The sequence below is a fragment of the Pseudomonas marginalis genome (assembly GCF_900105325.1).
Classification (GTDB): domain Bacteria; phylum Pseudomonadota; class Gammaproteobacteria; order Pseudomonadales; family Pseudomonadaceae; genus Aquipseudomonas; species Aquipseudomonas marginalis.
The window spans coordinates 4,249,603-4,267,478 of sequence record NZ_FNSU01000003.1; the positions used below are offsets into that span (position 1 = coordinate 4,249,603).

A 17,876-nucleotide genomic window follows, 5' to 3' on the forward strand; every position below is an offset into this window, starting at 1 on the left:
GTATGACTGAGCTGTCGCAGGTGTCGGTGACGGCACTCAAGGGTGTCGGCGAGGCCATGGCCGAGAAGCTGGCCAAGGTCGGCCTGGAAAACCTCCAGGACGTGCTGTTCCACCTGCCCCTGCGCTATCAGGATCGCACTCGCGTGGTGCCCATCGGCCAACTGCGTCCTGGGCAGGATGCGGTGGTCGAAGGCACCGTCAGCGGTGCCGACGTGGTGATGGGCAAGCGCCGCAGTCTGGTGGTGCGCCTGCAGGATGGCACCGGCGGCCTGAGCCTGCGCTTCTACCATTTCAGTAACGCACAGAAAGAAGGCCTCAAGCGCGGCACCCGCGTGCGCTGCTACGGCGAAGCGCGCCCCGGCGCCTCCGGCCTGGAGATCTACCACCCGGAATACCGCGCCATTACCGGTGACGAACCGCCGCCGGTGGACACCACCCTCACGCCGATCTACCCGCTCACCGAAGGCCTGACCCAACAGCGCCTGCGCCAATTGTGCATGCAGACCCTGAGCATGCTTGGCCCGCAGAGCCTGCCCGACTGGCTGCCCCTGGAACTGGCCCGCGACTACCAACTGGCGCCACTGGCCGATGCGATCCGCTACCTGCATCACCCCCCTGCGGACGCCGATGTCGACGAACTGGCCCTCGGTCATCACTGGGCCCAGCACCGCCTGGCGTTCGAAGAACTGCTGACTCACCAACTGTCCCAGCAACGCCTGCGCGAAAGCATGCGCTCCCTGCGTGCGCCGGCCATGCCCAAGGCCACGCGCTTGCCTGCGCAATACCTGGCCAACCTCGGCTTTGCGCCGACCGGCGCCCAGCAGCGCGTGGGCAATGAAATCGCCTACGACCTCAGCCAGCACGAGCCGATGCTGCGCTTGATCCAGGGCGACGTGGGCGCGGGCAAGACCGTGGTCGCCGCCCTCGCCGCCCTGCAAGCCCTGGAAGCCGGTTACCAGGTGGCGCTGATGGCGCCCACCGAGATCCTCGCCGAGCAGCACTTCATCACGTTCAAGCGCTGGCTCGAGCCCCTGGGCCTGGAAGTCGCGTGGCTGGCCGGCAAGCTCAAGGGCAAGACGCGCGCGGCCGCGCTGGAACAGATCGCCGGCGGCGCACCGATGGTGGTGGGTACCCATGCGCTGTTCCAGGACGAAGTGCAGTTCAAGAACCTGGCCCTGGTGATCATCGACGAACAGCACCGCTTCGGCGTGCAACAGCGCCTGGCCCTGCGCCAGAAAGGCGTGGGCGGGCGCATGAACCCGCACCAGTTGATCATGACCGCCACCCCGATCCCGCGCACCCTGGCCATGAGCGCCTACGCCGACCTCGACACTTCGATCCTCGACGAACTGCCCCCCGGCCGCACACCGGTCAACACCGTGCTGGTCACCGACACCCGGCGCGTCGAAGTGATCGAGCGTGTGCGCGGCGCCTGTGCCGAAGGCCGCCAGGCGTACTGGGTGTGCACACTGATCGAAGAGTCCGAGGAGCTGACCTGCCAGGCCGCCGAGACCACCTATGAAGACCTCACCAGCGCCCTGGGCGAACTCAAGGTCGGGCTGATCCATGGGCGCATGAAGCCCGCGGAAAAGGCCGCGGTGATGGCTGAATTCAAGGCCGGTAACCTGCAGCTGCTGGTCGCTACCACCGTGATTGAAGTGGGCGTGGACGTGCCCAACGCCAGCCTGATGATCATCGAAAACCCCGAGCGCCTGGGCCTGGCGCAACTGCACCAATTGCGCGGCCGTGTGGGCCGAGGCAGCGCCGCCAGTCACTGCGTGCTGCTCTACCACCCTCCGTTGTCGCAGATCGGCCGCCAGCGCCTGGGCATCATGCGCGAGACCAACGACGGTTTTGTCATCGCCGAGAAAGACCTCGAACTGCGCGGCCCCGGCGAAATGCTCGGCACCCGCCAGACCGGCCTGCTGCAGTTCAAGGTCGCCGACCTGATGCGCGACGCCGACCTGCTGCCTGCCGTACGCGATGCGGCGCAGGCGTTGCTGGAACGCTGGCCGGATCACGTCAGCCCGCTGCTGGATCGCTGGCTGCGCCATGGGCAGCAATACGGCCAAGTGTGACGCCTGACGCACTTATCCGACCTACAGGTGTATCAAGCTGGTTATACTTCGGTGACTGTAAGAAATTGGATCAGGCCATGTCAGAAGTTGCCCACGCCACAGCCCCACTGACCGCCCCACCGGTCATTCGGGCTTTGCTCGCAAAACTCGCCATCAGCTACACGGAAGTCACCGAACATCCGGGCCTGAATCCTGCGCAAAAAGTCCAGGCCGTCTTGCTGGAAGACGCGGTGGGCGCCCTGATGGTGCTGTTCCCGCAGAACCAGCTGCTGGACCTCAACCGCCTTACCGAACTCACGGGTCGCCGCCTTACGGCCGTGTCGCCGGACCGCGTCGCGCGCATGCTGGGCAAGCACGACCTGAGCCTGCTGCCGGGCCTGCCGGCACTCACCAGTTCGCCGTGCCTGTACGAAGGCAGCCTGCTCGACGAGCCGAGCCTGCTAGTGCATTCGGGCGAAGCCGGGCTGCTGCTGGAAATCGCCAGCGACGCGTTCAAGACCATGCTCACCAAGGCCAGCGCGGCCCAGTTCGGTGAACCGCTGAGCAACATCCGCCCGAACCTCGACCGCCCCAATGATGACCGTGAGGAAATCACCCAGGCGATGCAGGCGTTTACCGCCCGTCGCATCCAGCAACGCCTGGAAGCGACCATCGAGATTCCACCGCTGGCCGACACCGCCCAGAAGATCATCAAGCTGCGCGTCGACCCCAATGCCACCATCGACGACATCACCGGCGTGGTCGAAACCGACCCGGCACTGGCCGCCCAAGTGGTGAGCTGGGCCGCATCGCCGTACTACGCATCGCCGGGCAAGATCCGCTCGGTGGAAGACGCCATCGTGCGCGTGCTGGGTTTTGACCTGGTGATCAACCTCGCCTTGGGCCTGGCCCTGGGCAAGACCTTGAGCCTGCCCAAGGACCACCCGCACCAGGCCACACCGTACTGGCACCAGTCCATCTACACCGCCGCCGTGATCGAAGGCCTGACCCGCGCCATGCCCCGTGCTCAGCGCCCGGAAGCCGGCCTGACCTACCTCGCCGGCCTGCTGCACAACTTCGGCTACCTGTTGCTGGCCCATGTGTTCCCGCCGCACTTCTCGCTGATCTGCCGCCACCTGGAGGTCAACCCGCACCTGTGCCACAGCTATGTGGAGCAACACCTGCTGGGCATCAGCCGCGAGCAGATCGGCGCCTGGCTGATGCGCTACTGGGACATGCCGGACGAGCTGTCCACTGCCCTGCGCTTCCAGCACGACCCGACCTACGATGGGCAATACGCCGAATACCCGAACCTGGTGTGCCTGGCCGTGCGCCTGCTGCGCAGCCGGGGGATTGGGTCCGGGCCGGACGAGACCATCCCGGACGAACTGCTTGAGCGTTTGGGCTTGAGCCGTGACAAAGCGGATGAAGTCGTGGCCAAGGTGCTGGATGCCGAGGTGCTGCTGCGCGAATTGGCCTCGCAGTTCAGCCAGGCTTAACAGCAGCTGCAAGCTTCAAGTAGTCAGCTTCAAGCTTGCAGCTTGTGGCTCATCGCTTGGAGCTGCGCTTACGCCCCAAATACTTGGTCAACCCCTGGAACCAGATCACCAGCGCCGGGTTGCCCTTGATCTGGATCGACTTGTCCTGAATCCCCGTCATGAACGCCAGTTGCTTGTTCTTCGCCTGCATCGTGGCGAAGCCGTAGGCGGCATCCTTGAACGCGATGGCGAACGCCGGCGCCGGGTGAACGCCCGAGCGGCTGGTGATGCGTTGGTCTTTGACGATGAAGTGACGGGCAACCTTGCCGTCGAGGGTCTGCAACTGGAACGCGAGGTCTTTGTCACCCAGCTGTTGCTGGAAGGCAGGATTGGTGCGGCTGGCTTTGCCCATCATCAGGCCCAGCACCCACAGGAGAAGACGAAATTTCATGCACACGGCCTCGGTGTAATTATTGAGTGGCCGCAGCAGTTTAACCAATTGCAAAAAGAACGCTACCGATCTTGCGCATTAGCGGAAGATCGGCTGGCGTTTGACGCTTATAGCAGCATGTTACTTAAACGTTAGGGCAAGGCACCGGTGCCCAGTCGACCAGGTTAGGATCGCGGCAAGTGCCTTCGATCTGCGCTTTACCGGCGCTGGCGACCTTCTTGCTTTCATCCTGCTTGGTCTGGGCGGTCTGGAAGGTTTTCTCGGTGCTCACGGCTTCTGTTGGTACGGTTGGAAGCGGTGGCTTTTTCGGTGGCTTGGTGCCGGTACCTTTCTTCTTGCCCGGCGTCACAACGGGCGTTACATCGGCCTTGGCCACGGTGACCACGTCGGCACGCTGTACGCCGACCTGCTGCAGGTCTTTCTCGTAGGCCTGGGTGTAGTTGTTCAGGTCTTCGGCGGCTTTGCCGTTGACCGCCACGATCAGGTCATTGGATTCCTTCAGGCCCGAGACGATTTCCGCCAGGCGCTTGCGGCCTTCGGTGTCGTTGACGGTCTTGGCTTTGCGATCAGCCACCAACTTGGTGAATGCGCTCTGGTAGCACTGCTGGGACGCCCTGGCGTACGCGGTACTGCGGTCGATGTCGGAGGCGCTTTTGTTCACGTCAGCCGCATACGAGGCAATGCGCTGGTTGTCGTCGGCGATCTGCTTCTGACGCTCGGTGTAGTACCCCGCTGCGCCGCCGGCCAGGGCCCCGCCCGCTGCGCCGATGGCGGCGTTACGGCCACGTTTTTCCTTGTCGCCGGTCAGGGCGCCGAGCAGGGCACCGCCGGCCGCGCCGATGGCCGCACCGGTCACCACCGACTTGGTCATGTTCGAATCGGTGGCGCGCAAGTGCTGCACCGGCTCGTAGCAGTTGGGGTAGTACTCGACCTTGGTGCTCGACGCGACCTTGGAGGCCGGCGACGTGGCGCAGCCGGTCAGCACAGTGCTGAAACCGGCCGCGATCAGCAGCAAGTGACGCTTGGAAACCGCCTTACGGGAAAAAAGCATAGGTTGTGTTCTCTTCTAAGTTTGACTTGCCCAGTGCGGCCACTGCCGCCTGAGTCCCTTCCAAGCTCGCCATACAGCCAGCGATCAGCGCTGACCGCTCGCTGCGAGCAATTCCTTCAAGATCGTCGCCGGGTCGGCCCGCTGTTGCTTGCGGTAGTTGCCGACATGGCGAACGAACAGTGTTGCGCGCGTCACCAGGCTCTTGCCGAGCACGGGCTTGCGATCCAACTCTTCCTTGATCCGTTGAAACTGCGCCTGGATCACCGCATCGGTGTAACGCGTGCCGGTGGCCAGGTTGTCGATATAGATCGCCACCGCGCCATCGAGGGCGCTGCGTCCGTTCTCGATAGCCGTGGCAAACAGTGCCGCGCTGGCCTCTTCCTTGTTGTCCAGGGCCTGCTGGCGACTCTTCTGCAGGTTGGCCAGGCGGATGTTGTAGTTGCTGATGGTCTCGGCCACCAGCGCGGCCGACTGAATCAGGTTGCCCGCCGCTTCTTCGCGTTGCTGGGCGATCAGCGAGACATTGCGCTTGAGTTCTTCATTGACCAGCCCCAACTCGGCCTGCAGCTTGGGGTCGGCGCTGGCGGCGATGATGCTGTCCAGGCGCTTGGTCGGGTCCTGGGCGTCGTCGATGGCGTCGGTCAGCGAGGCCAGGCGGCCTTCTTTCTGCCACTGCGCAAACAACTCCTTGTAACGCGAGCGCGGCGCCGACAACGCCCCGATTGCCACGCGGAATCCCGTGGTCTCGTTGCTTTGCTCGGTGCCGTCGGCGGCGAACAGCGGGTATTCGCGGCGCATGCCGGTAAACAGCGTGCCCTCGCCTTCGAGGTAGTTGCCGCCCTTGACCACAAAGCCGCCGTAGGTGCCCTGGCGACGACCGGCGTGCACCAGCTGGAAGGACTCCTGGACCATTTCCGCGGCGTTGCCGATCACGTCGAACATGCCGATGGGGTTGGGCAGCTTGGTACCGATAGGCATCAAGCGTGCGGCCTGGCCAGTACCGCCGGCGACCTGGTTGAACACCGCGTAATCACCCAGCGGGCCATCGCTTTCACTGCCTTCGGTGCGGCGTGGAAACAGGCGCCCTTCCAAGTCCTGGCGACTCACAGCCTGGCCACCGCGTGCGGCGAACTCCCACTCCACTTCAGTGGGCAGGCGCACGAAACCCAGGCCGCCGTCTTCCGCCGACGACCCACGACCGCTCACCGGCAGCAAATCGCGGTGGTATTTCATCAGCCAGGCGCTGTACACCGCCGAGAAGCGCTCAGCCTCAAAGCGCGACAGCTTCACCTTGGGCAAACGCCCGGCCATGCCGGTGGGCGCATCGCACGCCGGTGCCGGTTCGCCACTGGCCAGGGATTGCGCCTGGGCCATCACCTGGGCGTACTGGCGGGCGGTCACTTCGTACTTGCCGATGAAGTACAGCATGGGCTTGAGCGGGGTCTTGGCGTCGGTCTTCGGCATCAACGGCGCGATGACTTTGCTCCAGTCTTTCGGCAAGTCCTTGAGGGTGAACTGGCCGTTGATAAAGTCGCGGCGGTAGCCGGAGATAAATGACTGCTGGTAACCCGCCTCGCCTTCGGCGAAGGGGTAGCCGAGACTGATCTCGCGGTCATCCAAGGTCCCTTGGGCCAGCACGTAGGCATAGCGGAACACCATAGTGCCTTCGCACGGCAGCGGCAGGCTGACGTCGTCGGGCAACGGCTTGGGGTTGTCGAGCTTGTCGCTCGCTTCATCGGCCATGGCCAGCGAGGCCAGGCTCAGCGCCACAACGGCGCCCAGTAACTTATACATCTCTGATTCCTTCAGAAGCCTGGATACGCGCCACTCGCCAACCACCACAGGCTGCCGCCACGGCGCTGACGCCAAGGACTGCAACCAGGGCCAGGCCATAGTGACGCGCCAGCAGGTGGCTGGCGTGTTCGCCCGGCACCTGCACGAATAACTTGTTCAACGCGGCCTCGGCCAGGCCATACAGCCCAACGCTGAGTAAAGCGGCAAACCCTGCGCTGTACAGCGCCTGCAGCACCACAAACAGCAACAGCGCGCCGGTGGAAAACCCCAACAGACGCAACACCGACAATTCCCGGCGCTTGCGTGCCACAGCGGCCAACGCCCCGGCGAAGATCGCCGCAAACGCGCCCGCCAAGGCCAGCCCGGCGATGATCCAGAAGACGATCGACAGGTTGCGGCTCAGCGACTGCACCTGGGCGATCGTCTGTGCCTGGGTCGATACCAACAGATTCTGCCCGGCGAAAAATACCCGCAGCGGCTCCACATCGGCCAGGCTGCGCGCATACAAGCGAAACGCCGGATACACCCGCTGCTCGCTCACACCCACCTCGTCACCGGCCCAACCCAACGCCGGTACCGCACGGCCATCGCGGTAATCTTCCGCCGCTTCCAGCAATCTCAAATCGGCAAACAACCCATCCCGGGCGAAGGCTTCCAGCGGCAGCACCCCCAGTACCTGCAAGCGCGTGCGCTGGGCTTCTACACGCCCCGCCACTTGCCGCGCAAAGCGGGTCTCCAGCCAATCCCCAGGCCGCGCCGCAAGCTTCTCGGCAGCGGTGTGGCTCAGCACGATCCGGTCCAGGCCCCTGGGCATCGGCAGGCCGTTCAGCAGCGGATCACCCGCAGCGGTCGGCAGCATTTCCAGGGTCAGCGTGCCCACCTGCGCCGTCGCCGCAATCTGCCGCGTGCGCGGTAAGGCGAACGCCACATCGCTGCGCTGGCCAAGCTGTTCGACAAATGCGCTGCTGAATCGACCACCGCCCAGCGGAATAATTTCACGGGTGGCCGGATCGGTCTCCAAACGTTCGGTCAAACTGCTAACCAGTCCAAATTTCAGGCCGAACAACACCAGCAACGGCGCAATCACCGCCACCAGCGCCAACACCGAACAGGCCGACAGCCAGGCATCGTTGCGGTAATCCTGAAAGGCCAGGGACGCCACCAAAGGGATGCGCATCAGCACGCCTCCCCAAGGGTCGCGGTGACGCCGCCATCGGTATCGCGACGGCAACTGATGCGCCGCACCTGCAAGCCACTGGCACGGGCCAAGGGTTCGTCATGGGTGGCGATCACACAGGCGGCGCGGTGCTCGCGGGCCTGGGCCAGCAGGGCCTGCATTACGCGCTCGGCATTCAGCGGGTCAAGGGACGCCGTCGGTTCATCGGCCAGCACCAGTTGCGGTGCATGGGCCAGGGCGCGGGCGCAGCTCACACGCTGGCGCTGGCCCACCGACAACGCAGCCGGCTTCTTGGCCAACTGGTCGCTGATCTCCAGCTGTTCCGCCAGGCGCGTCACGCTGCCATCGTCTTTCAACCCCAGCAGTTGCCGGGACAGCGCGATATTGCTGCGCACATCCAGAAAGCCCAGCAGCCCGCCGGTTTGCAGCACATAGCCCAAGTGCTGGCTGCGCAGCCCGGCCAGGGTGGATTGCTGATCGGCGCGCCACAGTCCACCAATGTCCTGCCGGTTGAATTCGAACCGGCCCACCTGATCCGGCGCCAGTACCAGCGCCAACAGATCCAGCAAGGTGCTCTTGCCGCACCCGCTCGGCCCGACAATTGCCAATTGCTCGCCGGCACGCAGGTGCAGCGCCGGGATCACCAGGCTGTAACGCTGGCTGCCGACACCCCGGCTTTTGTGCACCGCGCTCAAGTTCAGCATTACGGCAGTGTCGACAACGGCACGCGGTACAACGCATCACCCGGTTCGGCATCGCCGAAACGGACCCAGTTGGCCAGGTCATTGTGGAAGGTTTCGTAGAGGCGGATTTTCGAATCCAGCTCGTCGATAAAGTCTTCCTGCTCGGCCACGCTCAACGACAACCACAGGTCCTGGGTCATGTTCAGCGACTTGCTGCGGTACGGCAGGCCTTCCAGGTATTCGCCGAGAATGCCGCCGTCGGCCAGGTTGCCGCCCTTGCGCAGGGCTTGGGGGTCGCGGCTCATATAGGCCGAGGCGCTGGCGATTTCCTGGAAGAAATCCTTGGGCGAGGTCTGGGTCTTGCGCGCCGCATCGACGATCAGTTTCAGCGACTGTTGCAGGTCGTTGAGCTGCAATTTGGTCAGCATCACGCACACCTGGAACGCCGGCAGCGCGGGATTGGTCAGGTCGCGGTCGGCGGTCCAGGCACTGACCAGTTGCGGCGCCTGGCTGGCGTTCCGGCGACCGAGGAAGTCCATGTGCATGGCATAGCCGACCGCGGCAGATTTGTCCGCCAGGCTCGGCGCGGCACTCAGCAGCGGCACCGCTTGCGGCGTATTGCTGCGCACCTGGTGCACGAGGTTGGCGAACACGCTGCCGATCTCGTCGACACGCTCGCCCAGCTTGCGCACATCGCCACCCGGCACCGGCGTGTACAGGTCGCCGATCTGCGGGTTGGCGTCGGCGGTGAGGGTGCGGTATTGGCTCTCGGCGCCGGCGTGGGTTTTCTTGCCGGCGTCGGTGCGCAGGTGCAGCGCGTAGATCTTGATCTGCTTGCCCAGTGCGGCCTGGCGCACTTCGGCTTCGTTCATCTGGGTGGCGGCAAACGGGTCGTTCTTGCGCAGCGCGCCCGCATCGGTGACCAGCAGGATGATCCGACCGCCGTAGCCGGACCAGTCCATGCCGTCCACGGCCTGCATCACCCCGGCAAACGCGTCCTCGTTGAAGGAGTGGCTGGACACGGTGGACGCCTTGACCTGGCGCGCCATGTCGAGGAAGCGTTGCGGGTCGCGGCCCTGGTCGAGGCTGATCAGGGTCTTGGCCACGTATTCCAGGCCTGGGGTTTTCTTGATGCTGCTCCGGAAACCGACCATGCCGAAGCTGACACTGTCCAGCTCGCCACGCTCGGCGATACGGGTTTGCAGCTCGTGCACCACATCGCGGATCTGGTCGATGTAGGGCTGCATGGAAACCGTGGTGTCCACCACCAGCACCACGGCAGTGCGGAAGGCGTCGGCATTGGCGTTGATCACCGGGGTCGATGGCTTGGCCGTCGCGTTACTGCCTGGGTCGATGGAGGCGACGTTAAGCAACTGCACCGGCTGGCCGTTTTCGTCGAAGCTCTCCTTGGCGTCGAAGATCGGCAACAGGTAGAACTGGTTCTGCGGCACCGCGCTGGCGGCCGGCTCCAGGGCCAGGACCTGGCCGTTGTCGTCGCTGTTCTTCTGCGCCTTGGCCAGCACGCCTTTGGCGGCGGCTGGATCGGCGAGCAACTTTTCCACTTCGCCGGATTGGCGCAGGAACATCACCGGCGCCCGGCCGGAGCGTTCGGTGAACTTGAGCACGAGGCTTTGCTTCCAGTCGCTGACCTGGGCGGCCGGCAACCAGCCGTCGCTGCGGCCATCGGTGGCGGCACCGACGCGCACCCACGGGCTGCCGTCGACGTCTTTGCGCTGGTACACATAAAGCACGGAGAACGCCGGCAGGGCCTTGCCAGGCGCGCTGCCGGCGTCATCCGACAGCTTGGCGCCGGGCTTGCTGAGCACGCGCTGGAACAAAGTCTTCTTACCGGCCATCAACAACGGCCGTTGGCCGCCGTCCACTTCGGCGGACGCAGTGGGCGTTGCCGGGGGCACGTCGGCGACCGCCGCTGGAGGCTTGGCCTGAGGCACGACGGCAGCCGGCGGCTTGGCCGGCTCATCACTGCCGCTCAACCACCAGTAACTGCCGCCACCAATGGCCAATGCGACGGCCACCGCCACGGCGGCCAGTGCCAGCACCGGCCCACGACGCTGCTCGGACACGGCGTTATGCTGGGTCGGCGTCACCACCGGCTGGCGCACCGGTTGCGGCTGGGGTCTGTCGGTCGGGATGTCGATGGTGACCGGGGTCATGCCCGCCAGATCAAAACTCAGCGGGATCGGCAACGGCCGCACCAGCGTGGCCTCCGGCGACTCCGCAGGCAGGTTATCCAGCGCCTGCAGCAACGCCGCCGCATCCGGGAAACGCTCCGCCGGGTCCTTGGCCAACAGCTTGCGCAGCACGCCCTGATACCGCCCGTGGTGCACCGGCAATTCCGGCAAGGGTTCGGTCAGGTGCGCCAGCGCGGTGGACAGCGCGTCGTTGCCGTTGTACGGCAGCTTGCCGACGAGGATTTCATACAGCACCACGCCCAGCGCGTAGAGGTCGGCACGGCCATCGATCTCCTGGCCCCGCGCCTGCTCCGGGCTCATGTAGCTCGGCGTGCCCACGGCAAAGCCGGCCTGGGTGAATTGGGTGCGGTCGTCCAGGGACTTGGCAATGCCAAAGTCCGACAGCACCGCCGTGCCATCGGCGCGGAACAGGATGTTTGCCGGCTTGACGTCGCGGTGCACCAGCCCCTGGGCATGGGCATAGCCCAGCGCCGAGGCGATCTGGCGGATCAGCGTAATGCCCTGCTCCGGCGTCAGGCCGGCGGCGATGCGCTCCTTGAGCGTGCCGTTGGGCAGGTATTCCATGGCCATGTAGTACAGCTCACCGACATTGCCGATGTCATGGATGGTCACCGTGTGCGGGTGGGACAGCCGCGCCAGGGTCTTGCCCTCGCGCAGGAAACGTTCGCAGAAGCTCGGGTCGGCCGCCAGCGCCGCCGCCATCACCTTCAGCGCCACCTTGCGCTCCAGGGAGCGCTGGGTCGCCAGGTACACGCTGGCCATGGCGCCTTCGCCGATCTCGCCGTCGATGTCATAGCCCGGAATCACAATGTTCATGCCGATACCTTCACGACGATGGCGGTGATGTTGTCCGGCGCGCCACGGTTGAGCCCCAGGTGCACCAGGCTGCGCACGATTTCATCCGGCGCGTCGTGGCTGAGCACTTCGCGGATCTCATGGTCGTCGACGGTCTTGTTCAGGCCATCGCTGCACAGCAGGTAGCTGTCGCCGGGGGCGATCAGCAGGTCGACCACCGCCAGTTCCAGCTGGGCTTCCACGCCAATGGCGCGGGTGACGATGTTGGCGCGCGGGTGCACGCGGGCATCGGCTTCGCTGAGCAGGCCGCTGTCCTGCAGGTCCTGGACGTAGCTGTGGTCGCGGGAGATGCCTTCGAGCACGCCGTCGCGCAGGCGGTACAGGCGGCTGTCGCCGGCCCACAGGCACACACCGCGCAAACCGCGCGCGGCGAGCACCACCACCGTGCTGCCCATCATGGTCACGCCACGGTTGGCGGTTTCTTCACGCACGGCGGCGTTGATGCGGGTCAGGTCATTGCGCAGGGCTGCCGAGTACTCGTCGAGGGAACGGCCCATCGGCACGCTGCGCAGGCTGTCGACGATCAGGCTGCTGACATAATCCCCCGCCGCGTGCCCGCCCATGCCGTCGGCCACCACCCACAGGCGGTTTTCCGGCAGGTCCAGGCACGCGTCTTCGTTGACCTGGCGAACCATGCCCACATGGCTTTTGCTCGCGGATTTGTACGTCGACCCCATCTACACCACACCTTCTTGTCCGAGCAGAAACTGCGCAAAATCGCCGGCGGCAGGCAGGCCCTGACACCGCAATAAACCAGGGGAAATCGTCTGCGAACCACGCCCCCACCACAGGCTCGCACCGTCGCAGGCCTGTTCGGCGAGCGCGGTCATGCGCTGGTGCGGCACGCTGGCCGCCACGCGCTGCAGGCCGGCGAAACGGCTGTCCACCGCACGCGGCTCGGTCGCCGGTAAGCCCAGGTCATCGAGGCCAGCGTTGAAGCGTTCAAACGTGGCGCCGGCATCCAGGGTGCTGAGCAACAGCTCTTCGGCCTGCTCAAACCAGCTGTCCGGCCCGCCCACCAGGGACGCCGGGTTGATGTCGTGATCGAGCAAGGTGACCACCGCCAACGGGAAATAGCGCCCGACCCGGTCAATGCTCGGCATCACCACGCCCGCCGCCGCGTCCGGCCCGCACACGCCGGGCGCCAGCACAAAGCGCCATAGAGGGCTGACCAGGTACGCATTGAGCCAGTCGGCGCCGAGGCTGTTCTGGCTGGCGAGCAACCCCGCCGCCAGCCAGCTGTCCCACGGGCCGATAAAGCTCTGGGGCAAGGCACGGCTGACGAAGTCTCCGCGACTGGCCAGCTTGCCGTAGAAACCCAGCGTCGTCATAGCCGCTCCGGCAGGCTGAAGCCACTGAGCACACGGCTCTTGAACGGGTTGAAGGCGCTGTTGGCACGCAACTCGTAGGCGATGCTGGCACCGTCGACCCGCAGGCGCAGGTTGAAGCGGTCCGGCGAGTTGCCGGCGGTGAGGTCCGATTGCTCCAGCAGGCGGAACCAGGCCCACGGCCCGTCGAGGGTCACGCCCGAGCGACCACTGGCCGACGGCGGCATGATCGAGATACGCACCACGCCAATGCTGCCGGGGTTCGGCCATTGCATCGCCACCGGGCGGCTGGGGCCGTGGTCGTAGCTCAATTGCTGGCCGTCGAGGTCGAGCAGGAACTGGGTGATCGTCGGGTCCATCGACACCGGTTTGAGTTCAAAACGCACGATCGGTTGGGTGCCACCGGAGCGGAAAAACGCATCGCGGATCGTCGCCGCGCGCTGGAAGGTTTGCAGCACGCCCGGCGCAATCCCGAGTTTCTGTGCCGCGCCCGGCTGCCAGCGCCAGGTCTGTGCCGAGGTGTCCACGTACGGCTGCAGGTATTTGCGGAAGTAGTTGTCCATCACCCCGCCCACGCCGAAGAACTGGCCGAAGTCATCCAGGGTCACATCCCGCGCACTGCCCGGCGACATCGGGTAACGACCGGCCAGGGACTGGCGGTACACGTTGACCACTTCGCTGACCCACGCCGCGTTCAGTTGGTTACGCACCCCGCCCATCATGCTGTTGGTGGTGGAGTTGACCACCGACTTGACCATGCCCTGCACCAGCGGCGGTTGGCGCTCGGCGTTCAGGCTGACCCGTGTGGCTGCAGCCGCCGCCTGGTTCTTCGCCTCGCCAAGCAAGGCATCGCCGCTGGCCCCGACCATGGCGCTGACCTGCACATACAGCGCGTTCATGTCCGACAACAGGCCGTCGATGGCCGCCGGTTCGCCTTCGTTCTTGCTGACGATACTGTTGAGTTCGGCAAAGTGCGCGGTCACCGGATCATCCGCTGCAGCCGGCGCATTGGCCGTCGGTTGCTCCTGGCCGAGCAGGCTGCCGAGGCGCTCCTTGAGCTTGTCGACGCCACCTTCCACCGGCACGCCTTTAGCGGCCAATTGGCGCTCTTCGGCTTGCAGATCGGTTTCCTTGGCCACGGCCACCAGCAGTTTTTTCAGCGGCGAACTCGGCCCGGAAATCACCCGCAGCACATCGGCTGCCTGGGCCACGCTGGTGATGGGCACAAAGTCGATATCGGCGAGCAACGCATCCCATTGGCGCTGATAGTCCTGGAAATACAGGCGACGCACATCGGCGGCCAGGCTGACCACGTTCTGCTGATCGGCCTGCTCATGGCCCAGCACCCATTGCTCTTCAGCCAGGGTGCCGGTCTGGTTCAGGCTGCTGAGCAAAAACGCCTGGCGATAGCCCTTGGCGGTGAAAAAGCCACTCAACGGCTCGCCCAGCGGCTTGCCGCTTTTACGGCTGAACACCAGCGCGGCATCGCGGCCAGCGGCTTCGTTGATACGGAAGTCCGGGATACCTTCAGGCAGTTTCTGGCGTTTGACCCGGTCGTAGACGCGCTGGGCCACCGGCAGCTGTTGCAACTGGCGACGCAGATCGTCGATCAAGCGCGGGTCAAGGCGCGCATTCGGCGGATGGCGCTCGAACAGCGCCTGCAAGTGCCCGGTCAACGCCTGGCGCTGATCGGCCGGCAGATCGCGCGGCAGGTTGCGGTCCCAGTCGAGGGCGATCCAGGCCTTGATGAAGTCCGGATCGTAATGCTCGCTGTCGGCGAGCATCAGGTAGGCCTTGAGGCCTTCGTAGAGGAAGTCGGAGTTGCCGCCGCCGTGCAGTTGCTCCTCGATGCGCGTCACCAGGCGCGGCGCGAACACGGCGATCAACAGCTTGCGATAGACGCTGGCGGACTCGGCTTCGAGCATATCGCCCTGATACAGCCCCAGGCCTTCGGACCAGCTCGGCGAATTCCCCGCGAGGTTCTTCACCGCATTGAGCAGCGGCAGCACCGCGAGCACTTCACGCTGCGCCGGGCTGAGGTTCTGGACGGTCTGGCCCAGTGGCGCGACCCTTTGGTCGACCTGGGCGATATACGCCTGGTTGGCGCGATAACTCACCCACCACAGGCTGCTGACCACGATCACCAAGGCCACGGTGGCCGCGAGTACACCGCGTGCGATCCACGTGCGCCGACGCTCGACTTTCGGGTTAACGCCCACCAGTCCTCGTTCGGCAAAGGCCACGGCGGTGAAGAGTTTTTCGATGAAGTAACTGCGCCCGGTGCCGCTCTGGCGCGCCAGGTGCTGGCGGTCCAGGTTCATGCTCTGGGCCATGGCGCCGATCAGGCGATCGATCGGGCTGCCTTCCTGGGTGCCGCTGGTGAAGTACACGCCGCGCAGCAACACGCGCTCTTCAAAGGCATTGGGCTTGAACACGCCTTCGAGGAAGCTTTGCAGGCAGTCCTTCAATGCGCCGAACTGCTGCGGAAAACCGTAGATCAGGTCGCGCCGCGCCGGGTCGCGCTCCTGTTGCAGGCGCTCCACCAGGCGTTCGTTGAGGCGCTGCTCGAGGCCGGCGAATTCGCTTTGCAGGTGCGCCAGGGGGCTGTCGCTGTTCTTGCCGTCGTCCAAGGCAAAGGTCATGCCCCAGACCTGGGCGCGTTCTTCCTTGCTCAGGTTGTCGAAGAACTCCATGAAGCCCGGCACCAGGTCGAGCTTGGTCAGCATCAGGTAGATCGGGAAACGCACGCCCAATTGGGTGTACAGCTCCTGGATACGCAGGCGGATCGCCGCCGCGTGGGCCGCGCGTTCGGCATCGGTGCCCAGCAGCAGGTCCGACAGGCTGATGGCGATAAAGGCGCCATCGATCGGGCGGCGCGAGCGCTGCTTTTTCAGCAGGTCGAGAAAGCCCAGCCAGGCGGCTTTGTCCACCGTGGAATTGCTGTCCTGGGTGGTGTAGCGGCCGGCGGTGTCGAGCAATACCGCCTGGTCGGTAAACCACCAGTCACAGTGACGCGTACCGCCAACACCGCGCACCGCCCCGGCGCCCAACTGGGCCGCCAGCGGAAAGTGCAGCCCGGAGTTGACCAGCGCCGTGGTCTTGCCCGAACCCGGCGGGCCGATAATCACGTACCACGGCAGCTCGTAGAGGTTGCGGCGTTCGTCGCCACCGAGCTTGGCCTTTTTCAGCAGCGCCAGGGCTTCGTCCATGCGCTGGCGCAGGGTGGTGAGCTCTTCGGCGGTCGCCACGCTGTTGGGGTCGGCCGGGGTTTCGGCCGCCAGGCTGCGCATCACTTCGGCCGCTTGGCGCCGCGCCTGGATGATGCGGAACACGCGGTAGGCGATCCACACCGCAAACACCAGGATGATCAGCGCCCAACGGCGCCCTTCCGGCACCAGCACGTCGAGCAACGGCCCCACAAACCAGATGATCAGGCTCAGGGCGATCAGGCCCAGCACGGGGATCACCCAGCGAATCATGAAACTGAAAAACGCCTTCACTCGACGCCCTCCGCCAATACGGTGATTTCAACCCGACGATTGCGGGCACGGCCTTCGGCAGTTGCGTTGGTCGCCAACGGCTCGGTGTCGCTGCGGCCCTCGGCACTGAAGCGATCAGCTTGGCCGGTCTTGGCCGCGAGGATCTCCAATACCGACTTGGCCCGCGCTTCGGACAAGGCCCAGTTGGATGGGAAACGCAGCGTGGCAATCGGGCGGTTGTCGCTGTGCCCGGTGACGCGCACCTGGCCCTTGACCTTGCGGATGGCGTCGGCGATGCGCAGCATCAGCGGCTGGTAGTCATCGACGATGCTGGAACTGGCGGACGCAAACAGCTCATCGCCACGAATGGTGACCACGGAGCGGTCGACCTTGTCTTCCACCGCGACGCGACCGGCCTTGATGTCTTCCGCCAGGAAGCCGGCCAGACGCGGACGCTCGATCACTTTTGGTTGCGCCACGGGACGGTCTATGGCCTGCACCGGGATCTCGCCCAGGGCATGGATGTTCTTGAACACCGGTTCAGCCTGCGCCGCGAGCAGCAGGCGCAAGGTGAACAGCAAGGCCAGCAACAACGCCAGGCCAATCGCCACGGCGATCCACGGCGGCATGAACTGCGCCAGCCGATCACGCGCGACGGTGACGCCGCGCCAATGGGGCGACAGCTCGCGCTCGTGGTCACCGCGAGCACTGCGAATCGCCGCCGCCGTGCGCTCACGCAAGGCTTCCAATTGGCTGCGACCGTCGTTCATCACGCGGTAACGGCCTTCGAACCCCAGGCACATGCACAGGTACAACAGCTCCAGCAGGTACAGGCGCTCCCGTGGACTTTGCAGGCAGTGGTCGAGCAACTGGAAGACTTTTTCGCCCCCCCATGCTTCGTTGTGCACCGTGATCAACAGGCTCTGCTTGCCCCAATCGCTGGTGCTGCCCCACGGCGTGCTCAACACCGCTTCATCGAGGGCGGTGCACAGCGCGTAGCGCGCCAGCAGCACCTCGTTGCGGGCCACGCCAGCGGCTTCGGCGCGTTCTTCGAACTGGCGCAGGTACGCCAGCAACTGCGCGCGCAGGCTGGCCGGCGCCGGGTGCGCGATGGTGTTGCGCAGGCGCGTCAACAGCGCCAACAGCGGGCCGGCGGCGCTTTCCAGCGGGTTCAGGCCCTGGCTTTTGCCGGTGAGGATCGGCGCGGCCGGCATCGACAGCGGGGCCGGCTCGGCACGCGCGGGTTCCGGCGCGCGGCCACCCGGGCGCGGCATGAACTGGGTGCGGTCGTCATCATTGGGATGCATCGC

At 65.3% G+C, this 17,876-nt stretch carries 12 protein-coding genes; 2 read left to right on the forward strand and 10 right to left on the reverse strand.

Annotated features, from left to right (window positions below):
- The first annotated feature begins 2 nt into the window (after positions 1 to 2).
- Both recG and BLW22_RS29210 read left to right on the forward strand, forming a co-directional pair.
- Positions 3 to 2,078, forward strand: a complete 2,076-nt coding sequence (gene recG / locus BLW22_RS29205; RefSeq protein ID WP_065926719.1) for an ATP-dependent DNA helicase RecG — start codon at positions 3 to 5, stop codon at positions 2,076 to 2,078.
- A gap of 77 nt (positions 2,079 to 2,155) precedes the next feature.
- Positions 2,156 to 3,556 (forward strand): aminoacyl-tRNA deacylase and HDOD domain-containing protein, encoded by a 1,401-nt coding sequence (locus tag BLW22_RS29210; protein ID WP_065926720.1) that lies wholly within the window; start codon positions 2,156 to 2,158, stop codon positions 3,554 to 3,556.
- Between the two features lie 49 nt (positions 3,557 to 3,605).
- On the opposite strand, the gene BLW22_RS29215 is transcribed toward BLW22_RS29210, so the two are convergent.
- The 10 genes from BLW22_RS29215 to BLW22_RS29260 form a co-directional block, all read right to left on the reverse strand.
- Entirely contained in the window at positions 3,606 to 3,986 is a 381-nt protein-coding gene (locus tag BLW22_RS29215; RefSeq protein ID WP_065948786.1) for a helicase, read from the reverse strand.
- 124 nt (positions 3,987 to 4,110) lie between these two features.
- Positions 4,111 to 5,037 carry a type VI secretion system-associated lipoprotein TagQ gene (gene tagQ, locus BLW22_RS29220; protein ID WP_027608277.1) on the reverse strand — a complete coding sequence of 309 codons (927 nt, stop codon included), beginning with the start codon at positions 5,035 to 5,037 and terminating at the stop codon, positions 4,111 to 4,113.
- An 84-nt stretch (positions 5,038 to 5,121) separates the two neighbouring features.
- Positions 5,122 to 6,780 carry an SUMF1/EgtB/PvdO family nonheme iron enzyme gene (locus tag BLW22_RS29225; RefSeq protein ID WP_235865631.1) on the reverse strand — a complete coding sequence of 553 codons (1,659 nt, stop codon included), beginning with the start codon at positions 6,778 to 6,780 and terminating at the stop codon, positions 5,122 to 5,124.
- Between the two features lie 43 nt (positions 6,781 to 6,823).
- Entirely contained in the window at positions 6,824 to 8,008 is a 1,185-nt protein-coding gene (locus tag BLW22_RS29230; protein ID WP_065948732.1) for an FtsX-like permease family protein, read from the reverse strand.
- Complete coding sequence (locus BLW22_RS29235; protein ID WP_074847988.1) at positions 8,008 to 8,712, reverse strand: ABC transporter ATP-binding protein; 705 nt, start codon at positions 8,710 to 8,712, stop codon at positions 8,008 to 8,010. The genes BLW22_RS29230 and BLW22_RS29235 overlap by 1 nt, the downstream gene beginning before the upstream one ends.
- Positions 8,712 to 11,720, reverse strand: a complete 3,009-nt coding sequence (locus BLW22_RS29240) for a serine/threonine-protein kinase (RefSeq protein ID WP_074847990.1) — start codon at positions 11,718 to 11,720, stop codon at positions 8,712 to 8,714. The genes BLW22_RS29235 and BLW22_RS29240 overlap by 1 nt, the downstream gene beginning before the upstream one ends.
- The gene (locus BLW22_RS29245) at positions 11,717 to 12,436 is read right to left on the reverse strand and encodes a PP2C family protein-serine/threonine phosphatase (protein ID WP_065926725.1); all 720 of its coding nucleotides are present in this window, start codon (positions 12,434 to 12,436) and stop codon (positions 11,717 to 11,719) included. The genes BLW22_RS29240 and BLW22_RS29245 overlap by 4 nt, the downstream gene beginning before the upstream one ends.
- Complete coding sequence (gene tagF, locus BLW22_RS29250) at positions 12,437 to 13,090, reverse strand: type VI secretion system-associated protein TagF (protein WP_065926726.1); 654 nt, start codon at positions 13,088 to 13,090, stop codon at positions 12,437 to 12,439.
- Positions 13,087 to 16,587: a type VI secretion system membrane subunit TssM gene (tssM, locus tag BLW22_RS29255; protein ID WP_074847992.1), complete on the reverse strand. Its 3,501-nt coding sequence runs from the start codon at positions 16,585 to 16,587 to the stop codon at positions 13,087 to 13,089. The genes tagF and tssM overlap by 4 nt, the downstream gene beginning before the upstream one ends.
- Positions 16,584 to 17,873 carry a DotU family type VI secretion system protein gene (locus BLW22_RS29260; RefSeq protein ID WP_027608269.1) on the reverse strand — a complete coding sequence of 430 codons (1,290 nt, stop codon included), beginning with the start codon at positions 17,871 to 17,873 and terminating at the stop codon, positions 16,584 to 16,586. Before BLW22_RS29260 ends, tssM begins: the two co-directional genes overlap by 4 nt.
- Between the last annotated feature and the right edge of the window lie 3 nt (positions 17,874 to 17,876).

Bases quoted from the DNA above. Each gene is read 5' to 3' on its own strand.
- BLW22_RS29245 (WP_065926725.1), bottom strand. From the start codon at position 12,436: ATGGGGTCGACGTACAAATCCGCGAGCAAAAGCCATGTGGGCATGGTT.
- tagF (WP_065926726.1), bottom strand. From the start codon at position 13,090: ATGACGACGCTGGGTTTCTACGGCAAGCTGGCCAGTCGCGGAGACTTC.
- BLW22_RS29230 (WP_065948732.1), bottom strand. From the start codon at position 8,008: ATGCGCATCCCTTTGGTGGCGTCCCTGGCCTTTCAGGATTACCGCAAC.
- recG (WP_065926719.1), top strand. From the start codon at position 3: ATGACTGAGCTGTCGCAGGTGTCGGTGACGGCACTCAAGGGTGTCGGC.
- BLW22_RS29235 (WP_074847988.1), bottom strand. From the start codon at position 8,712: ATGCTGAACTTGAGCGCGGTGCACAAAAGCCGGGGTGTCGGCAGCCAG.
- BLW22_RS29260 (WP_027608269.1), bottom strand. From the start codon at position 17,873: ATGCATCCCAATGATGACGACCGCACCCAGTTCATGCCGCGCCCGGGT.
- BLW22_RS29215 (WP_065948786.1), bottom strand. From the start codon at position 3,986: ATGAAATTTCGTCTTCTCCTGTGGGTGCTGGGCCTGATGATGGGCAAA.
- BLW22_RS29240 (WP_074847990.1), bottom strand. From the start codon at position 11,720: ATGAACATTGTGATTCCGGGCTATGACATCGACGGCGAGATCGGCGAA.
- BLW22_RS29225 (WP_235865631.1), bottom strand. From the start codon at position 6,780: ATGGCCGATGAAGCGAGCGACAAGCTCGACAACCCCAAGCCGTTGCCC.
- tagQ (WP_027608277.1), bottom strand. From the start codon at position 5,037: ATGCTTTTTTCCCGTAAGGCGGTTTCCAAGCGTCACTTGCTGCTGATC.
- BLW22_RS29210 (WP_065926720.1), top strand. From the start codon at position 2,156: ATGTCAGAAGTTGCCCACGCCACAGCCCCACTGACCGCCCCACCGGTC.